The organism is Chromobacterium sp. S0633 (assembly GCF_024158805.1).
Lineage (GTDB): Bacteria > Pseudomonadota > Gammaproteobacteria > Burkholderiales > Chromobacteriaceae > Chromobacterium.
Window position 1 is genome coordinate 16,253 of sequence record NZ_JAMZGH010000003.1, and the last position, 17,997, is coordinate 34,249.

13 protein-coding genes are annotated in these 17,997 nt (G+C 66.6%); 5 read left to right on the top strand and 8 right to left on the bottom strand.

What is annotated here, in order from left to right; translation table 11 throughout:
- Nucleotides 1–65: 65 nt before the first annotated feature.
- Nucleotides 66–467, bottom strand: coding sequence for a hypothetical protein (locus NK214_RS02230; protein WP_107800666.1), 402 nt, complete (start codon nucleotides 465–467; stop codon nucleotides 66–68).
- Between the two features lie 224 nt (nucleotides 468–691).
- Entirely contained in the window at nucleotides 692–2,668 is a 1,977-nt protein-coding gene (locus NK214_RS02235; RefSeq protein ID WP_235086341.1) for a TonB-dependent copper receptor, read from the bottom strand.
- A gap of 120 nt (nucleotides 2,669–2,788) precedes the next feature.
- Here NK214_RS02235 and NK214_RS02240 point away from each other — a divergent pair, with 120 nt between their 5' ends.
- The 5 genes from NK214_RS02240 (at nucleotide 2,789) to NK214_RS02260 (ending at nucleotide 10,840) form a co-directional block, all read left to right on the top strand.
- Entirely contained in the window at nucleotides 2,789–4,066 is a 1,278-nt protein-coding gene (locus NK214_RS02240) for an ATP-binding protein (protein ID WP_227105070.1), read from the top strand.
- Nucleotides 4,066–4,590: a response regulator transcription factor gene (locus NK214_RS02245; RefSeq protein WP_107800663.1), complete on the top strand. Its 525-nt coding sequence runs from the start codon at nucleotides 4,066–4,068 to the stop codon at nucleotides 4,588–4,590. The genes NK214_RS02240 and NK214_RS02245 overlap by 1 nt, the downstream gene beginning before the upstream one ends.
- A 204-nt stretch (nucleotides 4,591–4,794) precedes the next feature.
- Nucleotides 4,795–6,423 (top strand): 3-(methylthio)propionyl-CoA ligase, encoded by a 1,629-nt coding sequence (locus NK214_RS02250; RefSeq protein ID WP_253313678.1) that lies wholly within the window; start codon nucleotides 4,795–4,797, stop codon nucleotides 6,421–6,423.
- Between the two features lie 398 nt (nucleotides 6,424–6,821).
- The gene (locus NK214_RS02255) at nucleotides 6,822–8,699 is read left to right on the top strand and encodes a methyl-accepting chemotaxis protein (RefSeq protein ID WP_227105066.1); all 1,878 of its coding nucleotides are present in this window, start codon (nucleotides 6,822–6,824) and stop codon (nucleotides 8,697–8,699) included.
- A gap of 281 nt (nucleotides 8,700–8,980) precedes the next feature.
- Nucleotides 8,981–10,840: a tetratricopeptide repeat protein gene (locus NK214_RS02260; protein WP_253313679.1), complete on the top strand. Its 1,860-nt coding sequence runs from the start codon at nucleotides 8,981–8,983 to the stop codon at nucleotides 10,838–10,840.
- Between the two features lie 18 nt (nucleotides 10,841–10,858).
- On the opposite strand, the gene NK214_RS02265 is transcribed toward NK214_RS02260, so the two are convergent.
- The 6 genes from NK214_RS02265 to NK214_RS02290 all read right to left on the bottom strand — a co-directional run bounded on the left by NK214_RS02265 (nucleotide 10,859) and on the right by NK214_RS02290 (nucleotide 17,797).
- Nucleotides 10,859–12,241, bottom strand: a complete 1,383-nt coding sequence (locus tag NK214_RS02265) for an FAD-binding oxidoreductase (protein WP_253313680.1) — start codon at nucleotides 12,239–12,241, stop codon at nucleotides 10,859–10,861.
- A gap of 1 nt (nucleotide 12,242) precedes the next feature.
- Complete coding sequence (locus NK214_RS02270; RefSeq protein WP_107800656.1) at nucleotides 12,243–12,758, bottom strand: cupin domain-containing protein; 516 nt, start codon at nucleotides 12,756–12,758, stop codon at nucleotides 12,243–12,245.
- Nucleotides 12,759–12,777: 19 nt separating this feature from the next.
- Nucleotides 12,778–13,401, bottom strand: coding sequence for a glutathione S-transferase family protein (locus NK214_RS02275; RefSeq protein WP_227105058.1), 624 nt, complete (start codon nucleotides 13,399–13,401; stop codon nucleotides 12,778–12,780).
- A gap of 5 nt (nucleotides 13,402–13,406) precedes the next feature.
- A complete protein-coding gene (locus NK214_RS02280) occupies nucleotides 13,407–14,909 on the bottom strand; it encodes a sodium/solute symporter (RefSeq protein ID WP_253313681.1) in 1,503 nt (500 codons plus the stop codon).
- Entirely contained in the window at nucleotides 14,906–15,139 is a 234-nt protein-coding gene (locus tag NK214_RS02285) for a DUF485 domain-containing protein (RefSeq protein ID WP_253313682.1), read from the bottom strand. The genes NK214_RS02280 and NK214_RS02285 overlap by 4 nt, the downstream gene beginning before the upstream one ends.
- Nucleotides 15,140–15,232: 93 nt before the next feature.
- Nucleotides 15,233–17,797: a hypothetical protein gene (locus tag NK214_RS02290; protein ID WP_253313683.1), complete on the bottom strand. Its 2,565-nt coding sequence runs from the start codon at nucleotides 17,795–17,797 to the stop codon at nucleotides 15,233–15,235.
- Nucleotides 17,798–17,997 lie beyond the last annotated feature (200 nt).

Genomic DNA, 17,997 nt, shown 5'->3' on the forward strand with positions numbered 1-17,997 from the left:
CCCTGACGCAGCCAGCGTTCTACATTTGGTTGCGGCCCGCCGGTTTCGGCGGGCTTTCTTTTTGTCTAGCTCGGGCGTTTAGGCGCGCCGAAGCGCATCAGCCAGAACAGCGCATTGCAGACGCCGCCGGCCATCGCGCCCAGATAGAGGTTCATCAGGTCGTTGTACAGCAGCGGCTCGGCCAGCCGGGCGTAGACGAAGGTGACCACGCTGCCGCTGAAGGCGCCGGGCAGGAAGGCGACCAGGGCCAGCAGCCAGCGCGGCCAGCCTTGCTGCCAGCCGGCGATGGGCCGGGCCAGCAGCATGCGCAGCAGGCAGAGCAGCAGGCCGAAGCCCAGCGCCGGAATCGCGCCCATCAAATAAGCCATCATCGGCACCACGCCGCTGGCCAGCAAGGCCACCAGCGGACCCAGCAGGATGAACAGGGTCAGGCCGCAGGCGAGTATTTTCAGATAGGGCGTTTTCATCCGGCGGTCGAGGTTTGGGCGGTGGCAAAAGGCCTCCAGCCTAGCAGACTGGAGGCATGGCGGCGAGAGGCCGCGTGCTCAGAATCTGTTTACGATCTGCTGCGCGTCGTGAGACGTGGCGCGGCGAGCACAACGTCGAAATGCTCATATACCGTGTGTACACCCCGCTTTCTCAGCGGTTTTCGCCTTGTCCCGCCTTCGCTCGCAAGATTGTAAACACGTTCTCAGAACTGAAGTTGCACGCGGCCCCACACTGTGCGGCCCGGCTCGTTGACCTGCAGGGTGCGGTCGTAGCCGGCCACCATCGCGCCGCCCTTGCTGACGCTTTCGGCGTAGGCCTTGTTGAACAGGTTGTCGACGCCGAACAAGAGCTTGGCGTGCTTGTTCAGCTTCATGCCGCCGTCCAGCGACACCACGCCGAAGCCCGGGGTCGCGCCGATGTCGGTGCCGACGATATTGCCCTGGCCGGGCGCCACGCGGTCCTGGCGCTGCACGCCGCGCACGGTCAGGCCGGTCGCGTATTTGCCGTTGTCCCATTTCAGCGCCGCCTTGGCGTCCAGTGGCGGGGTCTGGCCCAGCGGACGGTTTTCATCGAGATTGGCGGCCCAGACCCAGGCCAGGCTGCCGGACAGCGTCCATTCCGGCGCGAAGCGCCAGCTGAGGTCGCCTTCGAAGCCGTAGCGGCGCGCGTCGATATTGCGGGCCTTGCCGCCGATGGCGCCGGCGTCGCCTTCCACCAGAATGAAGTTCTGCACGCGGCTGGCGTAGGCGGACAGCGAGCCTTGCAGCTTGTCGTCGCGGTAGAGCAGGCCGGCGTCCAGTTGGCGGTTGGTTTCGCTGTTCAGCGTCGAGCTCTTGTTGCGCTCCCAGAAGTCAGGCGCGCGTTCGGCTTGGCCCAGGCCGACGTAGCGGGTCCAACTGCCCGCCGTGTGTTCGTAACGCAGGAAGCCGGCGTTGAGCTGGTACTGGGTTTCCTGGCGCGCTTGGGCCGGCTTGCCCATGGCGGCGGCCTTGGCCTCGAACACCGCCTGGGTCTGGTCGCGGCGCAGTCCGGCAATCAGTTTGCCGCCCGCGCCCAGCGGGTGGCTGGCTTCGGCGTAGACGCCGTGGTTGTCGAAGCTCTGATTGGGCGTGCGCGGCTGATCCACGTATTGGCCGACGTTGGGGCCTTTGCCCATGCGGCTGCGGTGGCGGTCGCGCAGCCAGTCGAAGCCGGCGCTGACTTCCCAGTCGCCGAAGGCCATGTCGGCGGCCAGGCGGCCGGTGTCGGCGCTGCGGTCGGGATTCATCGCCGCGCGGTCCGCCGGCGCGGTCTGCGGGCGCAGCGAGTAGTTGTCCATCACGTGGTCCACTTCGCTATGGCCCAGTTGCAGGCGCACGGCGTCCAGCCAGCCGCTGAGATTGCGGCGCTCGGCCTTGAAGCTCCAGGCGTCGCGGTCGAACTTGCTGCCGTCCATGCCTCGGTCCGCGTAGGCGGCCTGGCCGCGACTGCGGTCCAGAGCCAGTTCCAGCGTGGTGTCCCGGTCCGGGGTCAGTCCGGCGATCAGGGTCTGGCTGTCGCGGTCGAAGCTGGAGTGGACCTTGGCGCCGTTGCCGTCCTTGTAGTCGCCGCCGTGATTGCGGCTGGCGATGGCGCGCACATAGCCCAGGCTGGAGCCGAAGGCGGCGTCGGCGTAGGCATCGTTGCGGTCGGCGTTGCCGCCGGTCAGGCTGCCGTTGAAGCGCACGCCGGCCTCGTCGAAGCGCTTGGTCTTGCGTTCGAAGTTGACGCCGCCGCTGATCAGGCCGGGCCCGAGCTTGACGCTTTGCGGGCCCTTGACCACGTTCACCTCGTCATAGGCGTCCGGATAGAGATAGGCGGTGGGCGGGTCCATGCGGCCGCCGCAGCCGCCGAACACGAAGTTGCCGTCGGCGAGGATGGCCAGGCGGGAGCCGCCCAGGCCGCGCAGCAGCGGGTCGCCGGAGGCGCCGCCTTTGCGGATCACGTTGAAGCCGGGCAGGCCCTTGAGCAGGCCGGCGCCGTCGGCGGACGGCAGCGGCTGGCGCGGCGCGCGCGGGTCCACCGACATTTTCAGCGGCTGTTCCGCCTTGGTGGCGGTGACCAGCACTTCCTCGCCGCGGAATTCCGGCAGTTCCTGAGCAAAGGCGTGGCCGACGGCGAGCGCCAGGGGAATCGGCAGCAAATACGGTTTTTTAGTCATTTTTTAGAAACTAACGTTAACAAATTTAGAGGTGACAATTCTAGGTTGCGAGTTGCGGCGGCCCAATGCGGCAAAGTGTCGCAGCGCCCCTGTTCGGCGCATGGTGATAAAGTGTCGGCCATGATTGCCGGATTCCCCGTTTCCTCCCCCCGCCTGGGCCTGACCGCTGACATCGCGCGCTCGGCGCGGCTGATAGGCTGGCTGCGCTGGCTGATGCTGCTGCTGGGCTCCACCGTGGCCTTGGTCTGCTGGTGGCAGCACGTCTACCTGCCCTGGCCTTTGCTGTCCCAGGCGCTGCTGACGCTGGCCGCGGTCAACGTCTGCCTGCCGTGGTGGCTGCGCCGCGGCGGCGACCCCTTGCTGGCCTTGCGTTTGGGCTTGTCCGCCGATGTGCTGGTGCTGACCGAGTTGCTGGCCTTCACCGGCGGCGCGGCCAATCCGCTGGCTTCGCTGTTTTTGCCGCCGGTGCTGTTCGCCGCGCTGTTGTCGCCGGGCCTGTTCGCCTGGGCGCTGGCGCTGGCCAGCGTCGCCGCCTACGGCCTGCTGTTCGAGTGGCATCTGAGCTGGCCGGTGGACCACGGCAACGCGCTGCACATCTTCTCCATGCATCTGACCGGGATGTGGTTGAGCTTCGCGCTGTCGGCGCTGTTGATCGCCGGCTTCGTGTCCTGGCTGGCGCGGCAGCTGGCCCTGCGCGAGGCGGCGCTGGCGACGGCGCGGGAAACTCAGCTGCGCGACGAGCAATTGCTGGCGGTGGGCATGCAGGCGGCCGGCGCCGCCCACTCGTTGTCCACGCCCTTGAACACCATGACGCTGCTGGTGGACGAGTTGCTGGCCACGCGGCAGCGGGACGCCGAGCTGATGGAAGACTTGCTGCTGATGAAGGCGCAGCTGGCCAATTGCGGCAGCGCGCTGGCGCGCTTGAAGCTGGGTTCGGAGTCCGCGCCGGGGGAGACCGCGCTGTTCGCGGCCTTGGCCGAGCGCCTGGCCGGCTGGCGCTCGCTGCGGCCGGACGTGAGGCTGGACTGGCAGACGCCGCGCGGGCCGGACCCGCTGGCGACGCTGGACCCGGCGTTCTGGCCGGCGTTTTTCAATCTGATCAACAACGCGGCCGAAGCCGGCGGCGGCGAACTGACGGTGGCGGCGCGGCTGGAGCAGGGAGCCTTGCTGCTGGACATCGTCAACCATCAGGGCTGTTTGACCGAGCAGCAGCTGGAGCGCGCCGGCCTGACCCCGCTGCCGTCCGACAAGCCGGTGGGCATGGGCCTGGGCGTGATGCTGAGCCATGCGACGCTGGCGCGGCTGGGCGGTTCGCTGCGTTTGCTGAACCGGCCGGAGGGCGGCGTGCACGCGCAGGTGCGCCTGCCCTTGCTGGCGGACGATAAGGAAGGAGCCTGATGCTGGATTTTCTCTTGGTGGACGATGACGAGGCCTTCGTCGCCATTCTGGCGCGCTCCCTGAGCCGGCGCGGTTTTGAAGTGGCGGCGGCCCAAACCGCCGCGCAGGCCTTGGAATTGGCCGGCGACGCGCCGGCGCGCATCGTGCTGGATTTGAACCTGGACGGCGACAGCGGGCTGCGCCTGCTGCCGGCCTTGCTCGCCGCCTGCCCGCGCAGCGCCATTTTGATTCTGACCGGCTACGCCAGCATCGCCACCGCGGTGGAGGCCACCAAGCTGGGCGCGGTGCAGTATCTGGCCAAGCCGGCGACGGTGGACGAAATCCTGGCCGCCTTCGAACAGCAGCAGGCCAATCCCGAGCTGCCGCTGACGCCGCAGCCGATGTCGCTGCGGCGGGTGACCTGGGAGCATCTGCAACGGGTGCTCAGCGAAAACGACGGCAACATCTCCGCCACCGCCCGCGCCTTGAACATGCACAGGCGCACTTTGCAGCGGATGCTGGCGAAGAAGCCGGTGAAGAGTTGAAGCCAGGCCTGTTGCATTGCTACAGCGCGGCTGCCTGCCGCCAATGGGCAGGATGCGGATTGTAGCGGTCTTTGTTCTTCAATTACCGGATCATGACGAGGGTATAAATCCGGCTTGGCCGCGCCATCAGAAAAATTGATTGGAGCGTCCACTCTAGCCGCCGTATGGTGAATGTCCATAACCATGCCAATGGAGGGGACTACCATGCTTCGCGGACAGATGATGGACCGGCCTTTGCTGATTTCCGACTTGCTGCGCCACGCCGAAACCTACCATGGCGACACGCCCATCGTGTCGCGCACCGTGGAGGGGCCCATCCATCGCTACACCTACCGCGAGGCGGCGCGGCGCGCGCGCCAACTGGCCAATGCGCTGGCGGCGCTGGGCGTGCGCCAGGGCGACTGCGTCGGCACCCTGGCCTGGAACGGCTACCGCCATTACGAGACTTACTTCGCCGTGTCCGGCTACGGCGCGGTGTGCCACACGGTGAACCCGCGGCTGTTCGCCGAACAGATCGCCTGGATCGTCCAGCACGCGGAAGACCGGGTGCTGATGTTCGACCTGAGCTTCCTGCCGCTGGTGGAGCAGATCGCGCCGCAACTGGACACGGTGGAGGCCTTCGTGCTGATGACGGACAAGGCGCATATGCCGGCGCAGACGCCGCTGTCCAATCTCTTGTGCTACGAAGATCTGGTCAACAGCCACAGCGACCAGTACCAGTGGCCGTTGCTGGACGAAAACGCCGCATCCAGCCTGTGCTACACCTCCGGCACCACCGGCAACCCCAAGGGCGTGCTGTTCTCGCATCGCTCCACCGTGCTGCACGCCTACGGCAGCGCCTTGCCGGACAGTTTCGGCATCTCGGCCCGCGCCTGCGTGATGCCGTTGGTGCCGATGTTCCACGTCAACGCCTGGGGCCTGCCCTACAGTTGCACCATGAACGGCAGCAAGCTGGTGCTGCCCGGACCCAAGCTGGACGGCGTCAATCTGTACGAGCTGATCGAGAGCGAGCAGGTGACCGTCACCGCCGGGGTGCCGACGGTGTGGATGATGCTGTTGCAGCATTGCCAGAAGAACCATCTGAAGCTGCATTCCCTGAAGCGGGTGATCGCCGGCGGATCGGCGGTGCCGGAAAGCATGATCGAACAACTGGCCGAGCACGGCGTGGAAATGCGCCAGCTCTGGGGCATGACCGAGCTGTCCCCCTGCGGCACCACCGGCACGCCCAAGCTCAAGCACGAGGGCCTGGAGCCGTCCCGGCTGCATGCGCTGCTGTCCAAGCAGGGGCGGCCGATCTACGGCGTCGAACTCCGCATCGTGGACGACGCCGGCAAGCCGCTGCCGCACGACGGCGTGGCCTTCGGCAACTTGCAGGTGCGCGGCCTGTGGGTGTTGTCGCAATACTTCCGCCGCGAACTGGACGCCAGCCACAGCGCCGACGGCTGGTTCAACACCGGCGACGTGGTGACCATAGACGCCGACGGCTTCATGCGCATCACCGACCGCACCAAGGACGTGATCAAATCCGGCGGCGAGTGGATCAGCTCCATCGAGCTGGAAAACATCCTGGTGGGCCACCCGGCGGTGGCGGAGGCGGCGGCCATCGGCATTCCACACCCCAAATGGGACGAACGGCCGCTGATGGTGGTGGTGCTCAAGCCCGGCGCCAGCGCCACGGCGGAGGAGCTGCTGGGCTTTTACGAAGGCAAGATCGCCAAATGGTGGACGCCGGACGATGTGGCCTTCGTCGAGGAGCTGCCGCACACCGCCACCGGCAAATTGCAGAAGGTGCGGCTGCGCGAGCAGTTCCGCGATTTTCGCTGGCGTTCCTGACGTCGGTCGCGGAATGGACTGGACTGAATAGAGTAATTACGCTACAGTGGCGGCTGCACTGAAAACCGTATGGTTTTGAGGTGTTAGCCCCTCGAAATGTCGGCCGGTCTGCCGGACGACGTTTCTTCCTCGTGTTGGCCCCTGCCGTTGTCAAACCGCAGGGGGTTTTTTTTGCCCGCCGTCCGGCGCGCGTCTTCCCTTGCTCCTGTGTTTGATCAAACAAAATCATAATCTGTCACAACTGTACCCATATTTGATATTTAAAACGGGTTACATCCGTTAAACTGGCCGAAGATAAACCAACAATAACAATTGGCTGCCAACGGTAAGGGGAGTGTCGCGCGGCAAGGCGGGGCATCAAAACCATGGTTGTCAATCACGCGAGAAAAAGGACTGTTATGAAATCGCTCCGTAGCCGGCTGATCGCCCTGAACGCGCTATTGATGGCGCTGTTTGGTTTGGTGCTGGTGGTCATCGTCTTCGTGCAGATGCGCACGGAAATATTGCAGGGCCTGGATCAGGAGTTCGAGGCCAGCCTGATGGGACAAAGCGCGGTGGTGACCACCTGGCTGGGCGAGAAGAAACAGCAGATTGTCGCGCAGAGCACGATGGCGTCCGAGCCCGACGCCCTCCGCTTCCTCAAGACCGGCGCCAAGGCCGGCGGTTTCAACGTCAACTACGCCGGCTACGCCGACGGCCGCTCGCTGTTTTCCGATGATTGGACGGCGCCGGCCGACTACAAGGTGGCCGACCGCGATTGGTACAAGCGCGCCAAGGACAGCGGCCAGGCGGTGGTGACCGACCCCTATCTGGACGAAGCCACCAAGAAACTGACGGTGACCATTTCCGCGCCCTTCAACCACAACGGCGCTTTCGCCGGCGTAGTGGGCGGCGACGTGATGGTGGACACGCTGGTGAAATCGGTGCTGGGCCTGAAAGTGCGCGGCAACGGCTACGCCTTCATCATGGACAAGAAGGGCACGGTGATCGCCCATCCGCAAACCGATCTGGCGCTGAAGCCCATCACCAGCGTGGCGCCGGAACTGACGCCGGAACGGCTGGCGGATATCGTCAGCCACGACCAGGCGTCGGAAGTGCAGATCGGCGGCCAGGCCATGCTGTTGTCGGCGCAGGAAATCCCCGGCACCAACTGGGTGATGGCCTTGGCGGCGGACCGCGCCACCGTGCTGGCGCCGCTGACCACGCTGCTGTACACCATCGCCGGCCTGACCGCGCTGGTGTTCGTGCTGATGATCCCGCTGGCGAGTCTGGTGATAGGCCGCATGCTGGCCGGCCTGGTGCGGCTGAAGAACGCGATGGAGGACATTTCCCACGGCGAGGGCGATCTGACCTTGCGGCTGAAGGACGACGGCCAGGATGAAATCGCCGCCACCGCGCGCGCCTTCAACACCTTCGTCGCCCAATTGGCCCAGCTGTTCCGCGGCCTGAAGCAGGACGCCGCCGGCGTGGTCAACGGGGTGCAGGACGCCAGCCAGCTGGTGGCCGGCGTGGCGGACAGCTCGCGCCATATTTCCGATGTGTCCTCGTCCAACGCGGCCACGCTGGAGCAGATCACGGTGTCCATCTCCCACATCGCCGACAGCGCGCGCCAGGCCGACGAGCTGACCAGCCTGACCGGCGCCAGCCTGGAGGCCAGCGCCAGCAATATGCAAAGGCTGTCCAGCGGCATGGAGGGCACGGTGCAGTCGGTGCGCGGCCTGGAAACCATGTTGTCCTCGCTGGACAAGCGCTCTCAGGAAATTTCCGGCATCACCAATGTGATCCGCGACATCGCCGACCAGACCAATCTGCTGGCCTTGAACGCGGCGATCGAGGCCGCGCGCGCCGGCGAACAGGGCCGCGGTTTCGCGGTGGTGGCGGACGAGGTGCGCAAGCTGGCCGAGCGCACCGCCCAGGCCACGCTGGAAATCTCCAATATGGTCAGCGCCATCCGCGACGAAACCGGCCGCGCGGTCAACGACGTCAACCAGACCGTGGCCGCGGTGGACGAGGGCGTGGAACTGACCCGCGAAGCGGTGGCCAAGATCGAGGAAATCCGCGCGTCCATGTTGGACGTGGTGGCCAAGATGAACGAGATTTCGGATTCCACCAGCGAGCAGCACAAGGCGACCACCTTGATTGCGCAAAGCTCGGAGGCGATCAACGGCCATGTGCTGGAAAACGACGACTCCTTGCAGAACGTCAGCAGCACGCTGACCGGCTTGTCGCTCAATGCCGGCAAGATGAACGCCGAGTTCGACAAATTCCGTTTGTAAAACGGCGAGAGCGAGAACACACGGCCGGGGAGCTTGCTCCCCGGCCGTTTTCATAGGCGGCGGCTCAGCCGGCCCCAGCATCCAGCCGGCAGGCAGCGTTCTTGCCGCCCACCCTGTGAAAAGGCCGCCGCGCGTGGAGGAAATTCAGGCGGAGCACGGCAAAGGGCGTTTTCATCAAGGAGAGATGCTGGTTACTATGCGGGAGACGATATTCCGCTGATTTCAAAAAGCGCTTAATCGGAACGGGGCCGGGGCGCTTGCGTTCCGGGCGCTGAAAACTTATGACCGAACCGACTTCCCACGCCTTGCGCGCCGGCGCCTTATTGGCCGCCGGCGATCTGAACGGCGCCTTGCTGGCCGCGCAAAGCGGCTTGCAGGCCCAGGCCGACAATGCCGAATTGTGGAATCTGCTGGGCGTATGCGCGGCGCGGCTGGAGCAACTGGCCATGGCCGAGCAGTGCTGGCGCCAGGCGCTGCAATGCGATCCGCGGACGCCGGACGCCCATTACAATCTGGGCCGCTGCCTGATGGCGCAAGGCCAGTTGGCGCAGGCGGAGGCGCATTACCGCGCGGAACTGGCGCAGCGTCCGGAGCACGCCGCCTGCCAAGGCAATCTGGGCGTCTTGCTGGAGGAGGCGGGACGGCTGGACGAAGCCGAAGCCCAGTATCGGCTGGCCCTGCGGCTGCGGCCGCAGTCCGCCGTTCATTGCTTCAATCTGGGCCGTTTATTGTATCGGCTGCGGCCGGAGGAGGCCGAGGACTGCTTGCGCCGGGCGCTGGCCTGCGCGCCGGACGACGTGGACGCGCTCAATCTGCTGGGACAAAGGCTGGCGGAGCGCGGGGAGCGGGCCGAGGCGGAAACGCTGTTGCGCCGGGCGCTGGCGCTGGAGGCGAGCCATGCCGGCGCGCTGAGCAATCTGGGCTTGTTGTTGCAGGCGCAGCGGCGTTGGGCCGAGGCCGAGGCCTGCTTGAGCGCGGCGGCGGAGCGCGCGCCGGAACAGGCGCAGGTGCTGGGCAATCTGGCCCTGTGTTTGTGGCGGCAGGGGCGCAGCGAGGAGGCGGAGCCGCTGGCGCGCCGCGCCTTGGCGCTGGAGCCGTCGGACGCGGACGCTCATCAGCAATTGGCGCTGGCTCTGGCGCAGCAAGGCGGTTGGGAAGAGGCCGAAACTACGCTGCGCGCGGGGCTGGACGCTCAGCCGCTGCACGCCGGGCTGCGTCGCAATCTGGGCTATTTGCTGCTGACCCAGGGACGCTGGGGCGAGGGCTGGCCCTTGCACGAGGCGCGGCTGGAAACCACGCCGTCGCCGGCCTTGAGCTCACCGCGCTGGCGCGGCGAGGCCTTGGCCGGCCGCCGTCTGCTGCTGTGGTTCGAGCAGGGTTACGGCGACGCCTTGCAGACGGCGCGTTACCTGCCGCTGCTGCTGGGGCGCGGGCCGGCGCGCGTGATCGTCGCCTGCCGGCCTGTCCTGCTGCCCTTGCTGCAAGCGCAGGGCTGGCCGGTGGAGTGGCTGCCGATAAGCGATCTGGCCGGTCCGTGGCCGGCACACGATTGCCATGTGTTTTCCATGAGTTTGCCCGGCCTTTTGCAGCCGGAGCCAGCGCCAGCGCCGGCCTATCTGCGCGCCGACGACGCCGGCCGCGCCGCCTGGCGCGCGCGCTTGCCGGCCGGCGGCCGCAAGCTGGGCCTGGTGTGGCGCGGCCGGCCGGAGCACGAGTTCGACCATTGCCGCTCCTTGCCGGGCCCGGAGGCGTTGCTTCCTCTGCTGGCCTTGCCCGGTGTTCAGTGGCTGGCCTTGCAGCCGGAGCTGAACCAGGCCGAGCGCGATTGGCTGCGCGCGCGCGGCCTGCCGGCCCTGGGCGATGAGTTGGCGGACTTCGCCGCCAGCGCCGCCTTGCTGGCGGAGCTGGACGGACTGGTGACGGTGGACACCGCCTTCGGCCATCTGGCCGGCGCTTTGGGGCTGCCTTGCGCCTTGCTGCTGTCGGCGCGGCACGCCGACTGGCGCTGGGGGCTGGAGAGCGAAACCACGCCCTGGTATCCGCGGCATCGTCTGTTCCGCCAAAGCGAGGCTGGGGACTGGACGGCGCCGCTGGCGCGCTTGGCGAGCGCCTTGTCGGGCGATCCGGATCTTAAGGGCTGAGCGGGGCGGGGCAATCCATCACAGCCACTTGCCCGGATTCATCAGCCGCTCCGGGTCCAGCGCGGCCTTGAGCGCGCGCATCAGCTCCAGCGCCAGCGGGTCCTTGTAGCGCTCCAGCCACTGGGGCTTGAGCTGGCCTATGCCGTGTTCGGCCGCCAGCGTGCCGCCCAGGCGGTAGACGTGGTCGTAGACGATGGCGTTGACCGCCGCCTCGTCGTCGAACAGATCGACGTTGCCGGGCCGGGTATAGCTGATGTTGTAGTGCAGATTGCCGTCGCCGGCGTGGCCGAAGGCGACGATGCGCACGCCGGGATAAGCGCGGCGCAGCGCGGCGCCGCAGTCGCGCACCAATTGCGGCAGCGCCGAGGTGGGTACGGCGATGTCGTGCTTGATGCTGGGGCCGTCCTGTTTCTGGATTTCCGAAATCTCCTCGCGCAGCAGCCACAGCTTGCGGCGCTCGGCCTCGCTTTGCGCCACCACGCCGTCGCGCGGGCTTTGCCCGGCCAGCCAGTCCAGCAGCGCCTCGTTCAGCGCGGCGTCGTCGCCGCCGTCGGACAGCTCGATCAAGAGCAGCCACGGCGCGGTGAACGGCAATTGGCCGGGGCGGTGGCGTTCGATTGCCTGTTGGCAGTCGGCCTCGATCACCTCGAAGGCGGTGAGGCGGTCGTCGAAGCGTTGGCGCAGGCCGTTGAGCCAGACGATGGCGGTTTCGATGTCGTTCACGCCGATCAGCGCGGTGGCGCGGGCGCTGGGCAGCGGAAACAGCTTCAGCGTGGCGGCGGTGATCAGGCCCAGCTGTCCCTCGGCGCCGATGAACCATTGTTTGAGGTCCAGGCCGGTGGTGTCCTTGCGCAGGCCGGCCAGCGCGTCCAGCACCCGGCCGTCCGGCAGCACCACTTCCAGGCCCAGCGTCAGTTCGCGCATGGTGCCGTAGCGCAGCACCGCGACGCCGCCGGCGTTGGTGGACAGATTGCCGCCGATCTGACAGCTGCCTTCCGAGGCCAGCGACAGCGGAAACAGCCGTCCGGCCTGTTCCGCCGCCAGCTGCACCTCGCGCAGCGTGGCGCCGGCCTCCACGGTGACGGCGTTGTTGTCCGCGTCCAGCTTGCGCACGGCGCGCAGCCGCCGCATCGCCACCACCAATTGGCGGCCGCTGGCGTCCGGCGTGGCCGCGCCGCAGGTGGAGGTGTTGCCGCCTTGCGGCACGATGGCCACCTGATGGCGGCGGCAGAGCTTGACCAGCTCGGCCGCCTCGGCGGTGCTGCCGGGCAAGGCCACCGCCAGCGGCCGGCCCTGGTAGCGGCGGCGCCAGTCCAGCGTGTAGGGGGCGGTGTCGGCGGCCTCGGTCAGCAGATGGGCGGGGCCGATCAGGGACGCGGCGGCTTGGAGAAAATCGTGCATGTCAGAAAGGGCCTCCGGCCGCGCGCAGCAGATCGGGCAGGCCGTCGTGATCGCCCTGCGGGCGCTCGGGCGCGTCGCTCCAGTGCTGCGGGCCGATGGCGGCGTTGCGCGCCGGGTGCAGCGGGTAGTGCACCTGATTGTCGTCGCGGTTGACGTCGCCGACGCAGAGCAGGCGCACCGGCTTATCGCTATTGTTGATGAAGGTGTGGGCGAGGCCGGTGCCGGCCTTGAAGCCGACCGAGTCGCCGGGCCGCAACCGGTGAAGCGCGCCGTCCAGCCAGACGTCGGGCTCGCCCTCCAGCACATGGACGAATTCGTCCTCGGTTTTTTCGGCGTGCGGCCAGCTGGTGCGTTGGCCCGGCTCCAGCAGTTCGTGATGGATGCCGAGGCGGGCGAAGCCGTAATGCTTGCCCAGCGCCGCGCCGCGCGCCAGCGGCTCCCGGCTGTCGGGATAGCTTTGCGAGCGGGCTTCGATCAGCTCGCTCCAGTGTCGGATGCAATCGGGACGGGACGACATGGCGGGGCTCCGTGGGGGCTTAGTCGGGAATGTCCGGCGCCATCAGCACATCGGGGTGCTGCCAGCCCGGCTGCTGGGCGATGCGTTCCAGCCAGGCCCGGACTTGAGGCCAAGCGGCGATGTCCAGGCCGGCGTCGGCCAGCCACCACAGATAGGCGCTGGCGGACAGGTCGGCGATGCTCAACCGCTGGCCGGCCAGATAGGGCTGTTCGGCCAGGGCGGCGTCCAGGGCGTCCAGATCGGCGCGCGCGCGTTGTTCCAGCCAGGCTTCCACCTCCGGCTGAGGCAGCCGGTTCATCCGCGACCAGCGCAGATTGGGCACCGACAGGCCGACGCGGTTGGCTTCCCAGCTCAGCCATTCGCGCACGGTTTCGCGGCTGCCGTGCTCGCCGCTGAGCTGGCCGAAATTATTGGCCAGCCATTGCAGAATGGCGTTGGACTGGCACAGCGCGGTGCCGTCGGCCACCAGCACCGGCACTTCGCCGAAACGGCTGGCGGCGCGGAAATCCTCCGGCCGCTGTTCGCGCGGCAGCTCCAGGTCCACATGGACGTAATCATGGGAAACATCGGCCAGCATCAGCGCCAGGCGCACCTTGTAGCTGTGGCCGGACAGTCGGTTGCCGTAAAGAGTCAGTGTGGTCATGAGTGTCAGGGTCGGTGAGAAGTATCGCTAGCCGATGATACCGCCGTTGCGCCGCGGCGCGAACCCAGCCAAGCCAGCGCAAAGGCCAGCGGCACAGAGAACAGCGCCGGGTTGGCGTAGGGAAACAGCGGCTTGGCGTGGCCAAGCATGCCCACCCATACCGCCGGGCCGGCCACGATCAGCGCCGCCGCCGCGGCCAGCCCGCCCAGGCTGCCCCACAGCGCGCCGCGCGCGCTGAGGCCGGGCCAGTGCAGGGCCAGCAGCAGCACCGGAAAATTGGCCGAGGCGGCGATGGCGAAGGCCAGGCCCATCAGGAAGGCGATGTTCTGCTGCTGGAACAGCGTGGACAGCAGCAGGGCCAGCAAGCCCAGGCCGACGGTGGCCCAGCGCGACACGCGCAATTCGGCGTGGGCGTCGACGCGGCCGCGCCGCCACCAGACCGCGTAGAGATCGTGGCTGATGGCGCTGGCGCCGGCCATGGCCAGGCCGGACACCACCGCCAGGATGGTGGCGAAGGCCACCGCCGCCACCAGGCCCTGCCAGGCCGGTCCGCCCAGCAAGGTGGCCAGGTGGATGGCGGCCATATTGCCGCCGCCCAGCAGTTTGCCGGCGGCATCGTGGAAGCCGGGTTCCGGCCCCACCAAGGCCAGCGCGCCGTAGCCGATGACGATGTTGACGGCGAAGAACAGCGCGATCAGGCCGGTGGCGAAGCAGGCGGACTGGCGCGCGGCGCGGCGGTCAGGCACGGTGAAGAAGCGCATCAGCACATGGGGCAGGCCCAGCAGGCCCAGGCAAAGGCCCAGGCCCAGCGACAGCACTTCCAGCGGATCGCTCAGCGCCGGGCTGGGCAGGAAGGCCTGCGGCCCGCGCAAGGCCTCCACGGCGGCGAACAGCCGCGCAGGATCGCCGCCGAAGCGCGCCAGCACGCCGCCGGCCAGCAACAGCGCGCAGCCGAACATCAGCACCGCCTTGACCATCTGCACCCAGGTGGTGGCCAACATCCCGCCCAGCGCCACGTAGAGCACCATCAGCGCGCCCACCAGGCTCACCGCGGCCAGATAGGGCAGGCCGAACAGCAGCTCGATCAGCTTGCCGGCGCCCACCATCTGCACGATCAGGTAGAACAGCGTCACCGTCAGCGAGTTGACGCTGGCGGCCAGCCGCACCCCGTCGTGGTCGAAGCGCCGGCCCAGCACCGCGGCGGCGGTGTAGCAGCCGCTGCCGCGCAGCTTTTCCGCCAACAGCAGCAGCAAGAGCGGCCAGCCGGCCAGGGTGCCGACGGCGTAGGCCAGAGAGTCGTAGCCCTGGGACAGATACAGGCCGGCGGCGCCGAGGAAGGCCGCCGCCGACAGGTAGTCGCCGGCCAGCGCCAGCCCGTTCTGCCAGCCGCGGATGCGGCCGCCGGCGGTGTAGAAATCGCCGGCCGAGGCGGTGCGCCGCGCGGCGGCGGCGGTGATGGCCAGCGTCAGCAGCACGAACAATAGGAAAAAGGCGGACGCGTGGTTCATGCGCGCTCCGAGTCGTCGGCGCGGCCGGCGGCCAGCGCGTAGCCGGCGGCCAGCAGGAAGAACAGCAGGAACATGGCCAGCGCCAGCAGGACGGACGCCGGCCAGCCGGCGAGTTTGGCTTCCAGCCAGGCCGGACGCAGCGCCAGCAGCAGATAGTAGCCAAGGCAGCCGGCGGCGGCGATCCAGGCCAGCCGGCGGGAGAGGGGGGGAGTGGCAGAGGGCTGGCCCATGAGGGATTACGCAAGAAGTCTAAACCGAACAGTTTAGCGCATCGGCGGGCCGGGCAGGGAGATCGGACCCTGCCCGGCGGCGGGCCAGGTGAATCAGCCTGCGAGCGGACGATACAAGTGATAACGGCCGCTTTGTCGTTCCACTAGCAACAGCAACGGCGGCAGTGACGGGACCGGGGTCTCAATGGAGCGGCGGTTGCGGCTCACCGGCACGCCTTCCGGCAGGCGTTGCTGAAAATGGTCAGAGCGGTCGGCGGCGGCCTTCAGTGTTTGGTAGTCGCGCTCGAAACCGGCAGGGTCGCTGTCCGCCTTGCCCAGGAAGGAGACGAACTGGGCGATGGAGTCGGCGTTCTTGAGCCCTTTGAACTCAATATTGATGTTATCGATCTGCGGCAGGTCGGCGCCGCCGTAGCGGCTATCCTTCTCGATATGCTTATTGGCCAGGTTGATCAGTTCAAATACATCGACATCGCCGACGCGGGCCTGCTTTTGCGTACCGACATAAGCGAAGTCCAGCGTGTTGGGGCCGCCATGCGACAGCTCGTGGATCAGCACATCGGCGACCGCGCTCGGGTTTTTGCCCATCCGTTCGTAATAGGCGTAGAAGCCATCGCGGCCAACATTGATGATTTTTGATTTGGGTTTGCGGGCCAGCATCTGGTATTGCTCCCTGGAGAGTTCCGCCACCGTGGTGGGAGAGCCGACCCGGCTGTCGAAATTGAAGTTGGCGGTGTCGATGCGCGCCAGATCGCCCTGGATCTGGTCCAGATATTTGCCCAGCTGCGCCAAGCGTTTCGGGTCCTGATGGAAGGTTTTGCCGAAATAGGCCTCCTCCGCCAACTGGACCTGGGGGCGAAGGTCGGAGCGGTTCAAGGCCTGGATCGCATTGGCGATTTTGGTTTGCGCAACCGGCAGCGCCTTGCCTATGGCCTTGCGCGCGGCGCGGATTTTCAGCGGCTTGCCGATGATAGGCATGTCAACCAGTTTGAATGCGGGATTGTCCCGGCTGGCTGGTTTGGCCAATCCCACCTCGACGCGCTTGCCGTGGGCGCTCAGCTCGATCTGCAGATTGCGGGCGCTCCCAAGCTGCACTTGCTTGCCGTGCCGTTGAACGGGGTAGTACTGCTGGTCGATGGCCAGGACGTATTGGCCATCGCCGGTGCGCTGGATGCCGAAGTGATTGGGCGTGGAAAGCTGGCGCTCGTCCAGGGCCAGCGGCGCGATGTCGTGCTTGGCGATGGCCGCGCGCAGTTCGGGAGCGGGCTGTCGCGTGAGCCCGTGCTTGATATGCCATTCGCCCAGACGATTTTCCACTTCCAGGGGCGCGGCGTCAGGCCGGCGGGCATCGTAGATGTATTCCTTGCCGGTGGTGAGTTCATGACGGTAAGGCACCAGGCGGCCAAACAGCTCGATGGCTTCAAGCCGTGCCGGTTGCGCTGTGAAGGAGTTGTGAACGCTGTAGACATGAGGCGTGTTCGCGCTGCTGGAGCGATGCAAGTGATGCGGACCCAGCGCCAGTTTATGGGCGGCTAATTGTTCCTGCTTGCTGAAATGCCGGAATTTGCCATCGCCCAGCAAGCGCCATTCCTGTGCGAGATGGTTGAAATAGACTTCGCGGTTAGCGAACTTTCCCTGCTGCTTGGCCGGGATTTGCGCAAAGCTGCGGCCATCCTTCTCCAACAAGGCGACGTCATGGTGTTTGCCGTTGGCTTTGAGTTTGATGTGGTTACGACCGTTTTTGAGATGGAATGCCGGCAGGTCTATTCCTGAAGCCTTGCCGCCAGGCTGGGGCGCGGTTTGCAAGCGCTGCCGCTCGGCATGGCTCATCCCATCAATGCTGAAGCGGGCTTGTTGGGTCACTTGCTGCAACAGGTTGAGTTCTTCTTCCCGCGAGGTGGGTTTGCCTTCCAGATCATTGGCTGCATGCTCCAGCAGAGGGCCGACGATGTATTGCGCGATGGCCAAGGGCTGGCTGCCTGGCAGCAGCGTCAGGACTTGCGAGGTGATGGCGTCGACTTTCTCGGTGATGTCGGTGATGGCCGAGATCTCCTCGGACGTGGCGCAGCCGCGGCCCTGTCTCCAGCTGTCGACATGCTTGCTTTCCGTGGCCAGTGCGGTGATGGGGTTGCGCAAGGTTTTGCCGATTTGGCGCAGCACTTGGGCGAAGGACAGATTCTCGCCTTCGTTCATGCAGGAAAAATCAAACATCTTAACGATCTTGACGTCGTCAGGCGCAGCGGTCGTGGTCGTGGTCTTGGGTTTGGGAACGACATGGCGCGCTTGGCGGAGCAGGGGCGTTTCCGGCTGTGGAGGCGCGGAGCGGGAAGAGGGCTGGCTGTGGACCTGGACCAGCGCCGAGGGGAGGGCGGATGGCGCGGAGGACGCTGGAAGCAACGGCGATTCGCGGTTGAGAAGCGGTTGAACCCCGGCCTGGACATACAGGCCGCTCAGCAGAACGTTTTTCAAGGTGAGGGGAAAGGCGGGGGGCGAAAGCGTGGATGCCGACGAATCGGGTGCATTGCGTATTTGTTTCACCTGAGCAAACAGATTTTCCGTTTCACGGCGTTCTGCCGGGGTTTTTGCGTTGGCGAGCAGTTGCGCTTCAATCGGGCTAGGCTGCTGGGAGGGGCGACTTGAGAAAAAGGGGATGGAAGGCATATGGCGGTCCTGTGCGGTGAGGGCGATCTCGGGCATCGCGACAGGGGGCAATACTAGAGACAGGCTTGGAGCCTGCCTCTCAAAAAGTGTCCATACGCCGTCTTGGTCTTGTTTCGTTGCCGCAGTCATGGACTGCGCATAAGCATCTGGAGACCTTGCTGGAAATCGCGCTGGCGCAGCAGGGGGCCAAGCCGGCGCGG

Bases quoted from the DNA above. Each gene is read 5' to 3' on its own strand.
- NK214_RS02230 (WP_107800666.1), bottom strand. From the start codon at position 467: ATGAAAACGCCCTATCTGAAAATACTCGCCTGCGGCCTGACCCTGTTC.
- NK214_RS02235 (WP_235086341.1), bottom strand. From the start codon at position 2,668: ATGACTAAAAAACCGTATTTGCTGCCGATTCCCCTGGCGCTCGCCGTC.
- NK214_RS02240 (WP_227105070.1), top strand. From the start codon at position 2,789: ATGATTGCCGGATTCCCCGTTTCCTCCCCCCGCCTGGGCCTGACCGCT.
- NK214_RS02245 (WP_107800663.1), top strand. From the start codon at position 4,066: ATGCTGGATTTTCTCTTGGTGGACGATGACGAGGCCTTCGTCGCCATT.
- NK214_RS02250 (WP_253313678.1), top strand. From the start codon at position 4,795: ATGCTTCGCGGACAGATGATGGACCGGCCTTTGCTGATTTCCGACTTG.
- NK214_RS02255 (WP_227105066.1), top strand. From the start codon at position 6,822: ATGAAATCGCTCCGTAGCCGGCTGATCGCCCTGAACGCGCTATTGATG.
- NK214_RS02260 (WP_253313679.1), top strand. From the start codon at position 8,981: ATGACCGAACCGACTTCCCACGCCTTGCGCGCCGGCGCCTTATTGGCC.
- NK214_RS02265 (WP_253313680.1), bottom strand. From the start codon at position 12,241: ATGCACGATTTTCTCCAAGCCGCCGCGTCCCTGATCGGCCCCGCCCAT.
- NK214_RS02270 (WP_107800656.1), bottom strand. From the start codon at position 12,758: ATGTCGTCCCGTCCCGATTGCATCCGACACTGGAGCGAGCTGATCGAA.
- NK214_RS02275 (WP_227105058.1), bottom strand. From the start codon at position 13,401: ATGACCACACTGACTCTTTACGGCAACCGACTGTCCGGCCACAGCTAC.
- NK214_RS02280 (WP_253313681.1), bottom strand. From the start codon at position 14,909: ATGAACCACGCGTCCGCCTTTTTCCTATTGTTCGTGCTGCTGACGCTG.
- NK214_RS02285 (WP_253313682.1), bottom strand. From the start codon at position 15,139: ATGGGCCAGCCCTCTGCCACTCCCCCCCTCTCCCGCCGGCTGGCCTGG.
- NK214_RS02290 (WP_253313683.1), bottom strand. From the start codon at position 17,797: ATGCCTTCCATCCCCTTTTTCTCAAGTCGCCCCTCCCAGCAGCCTAGC.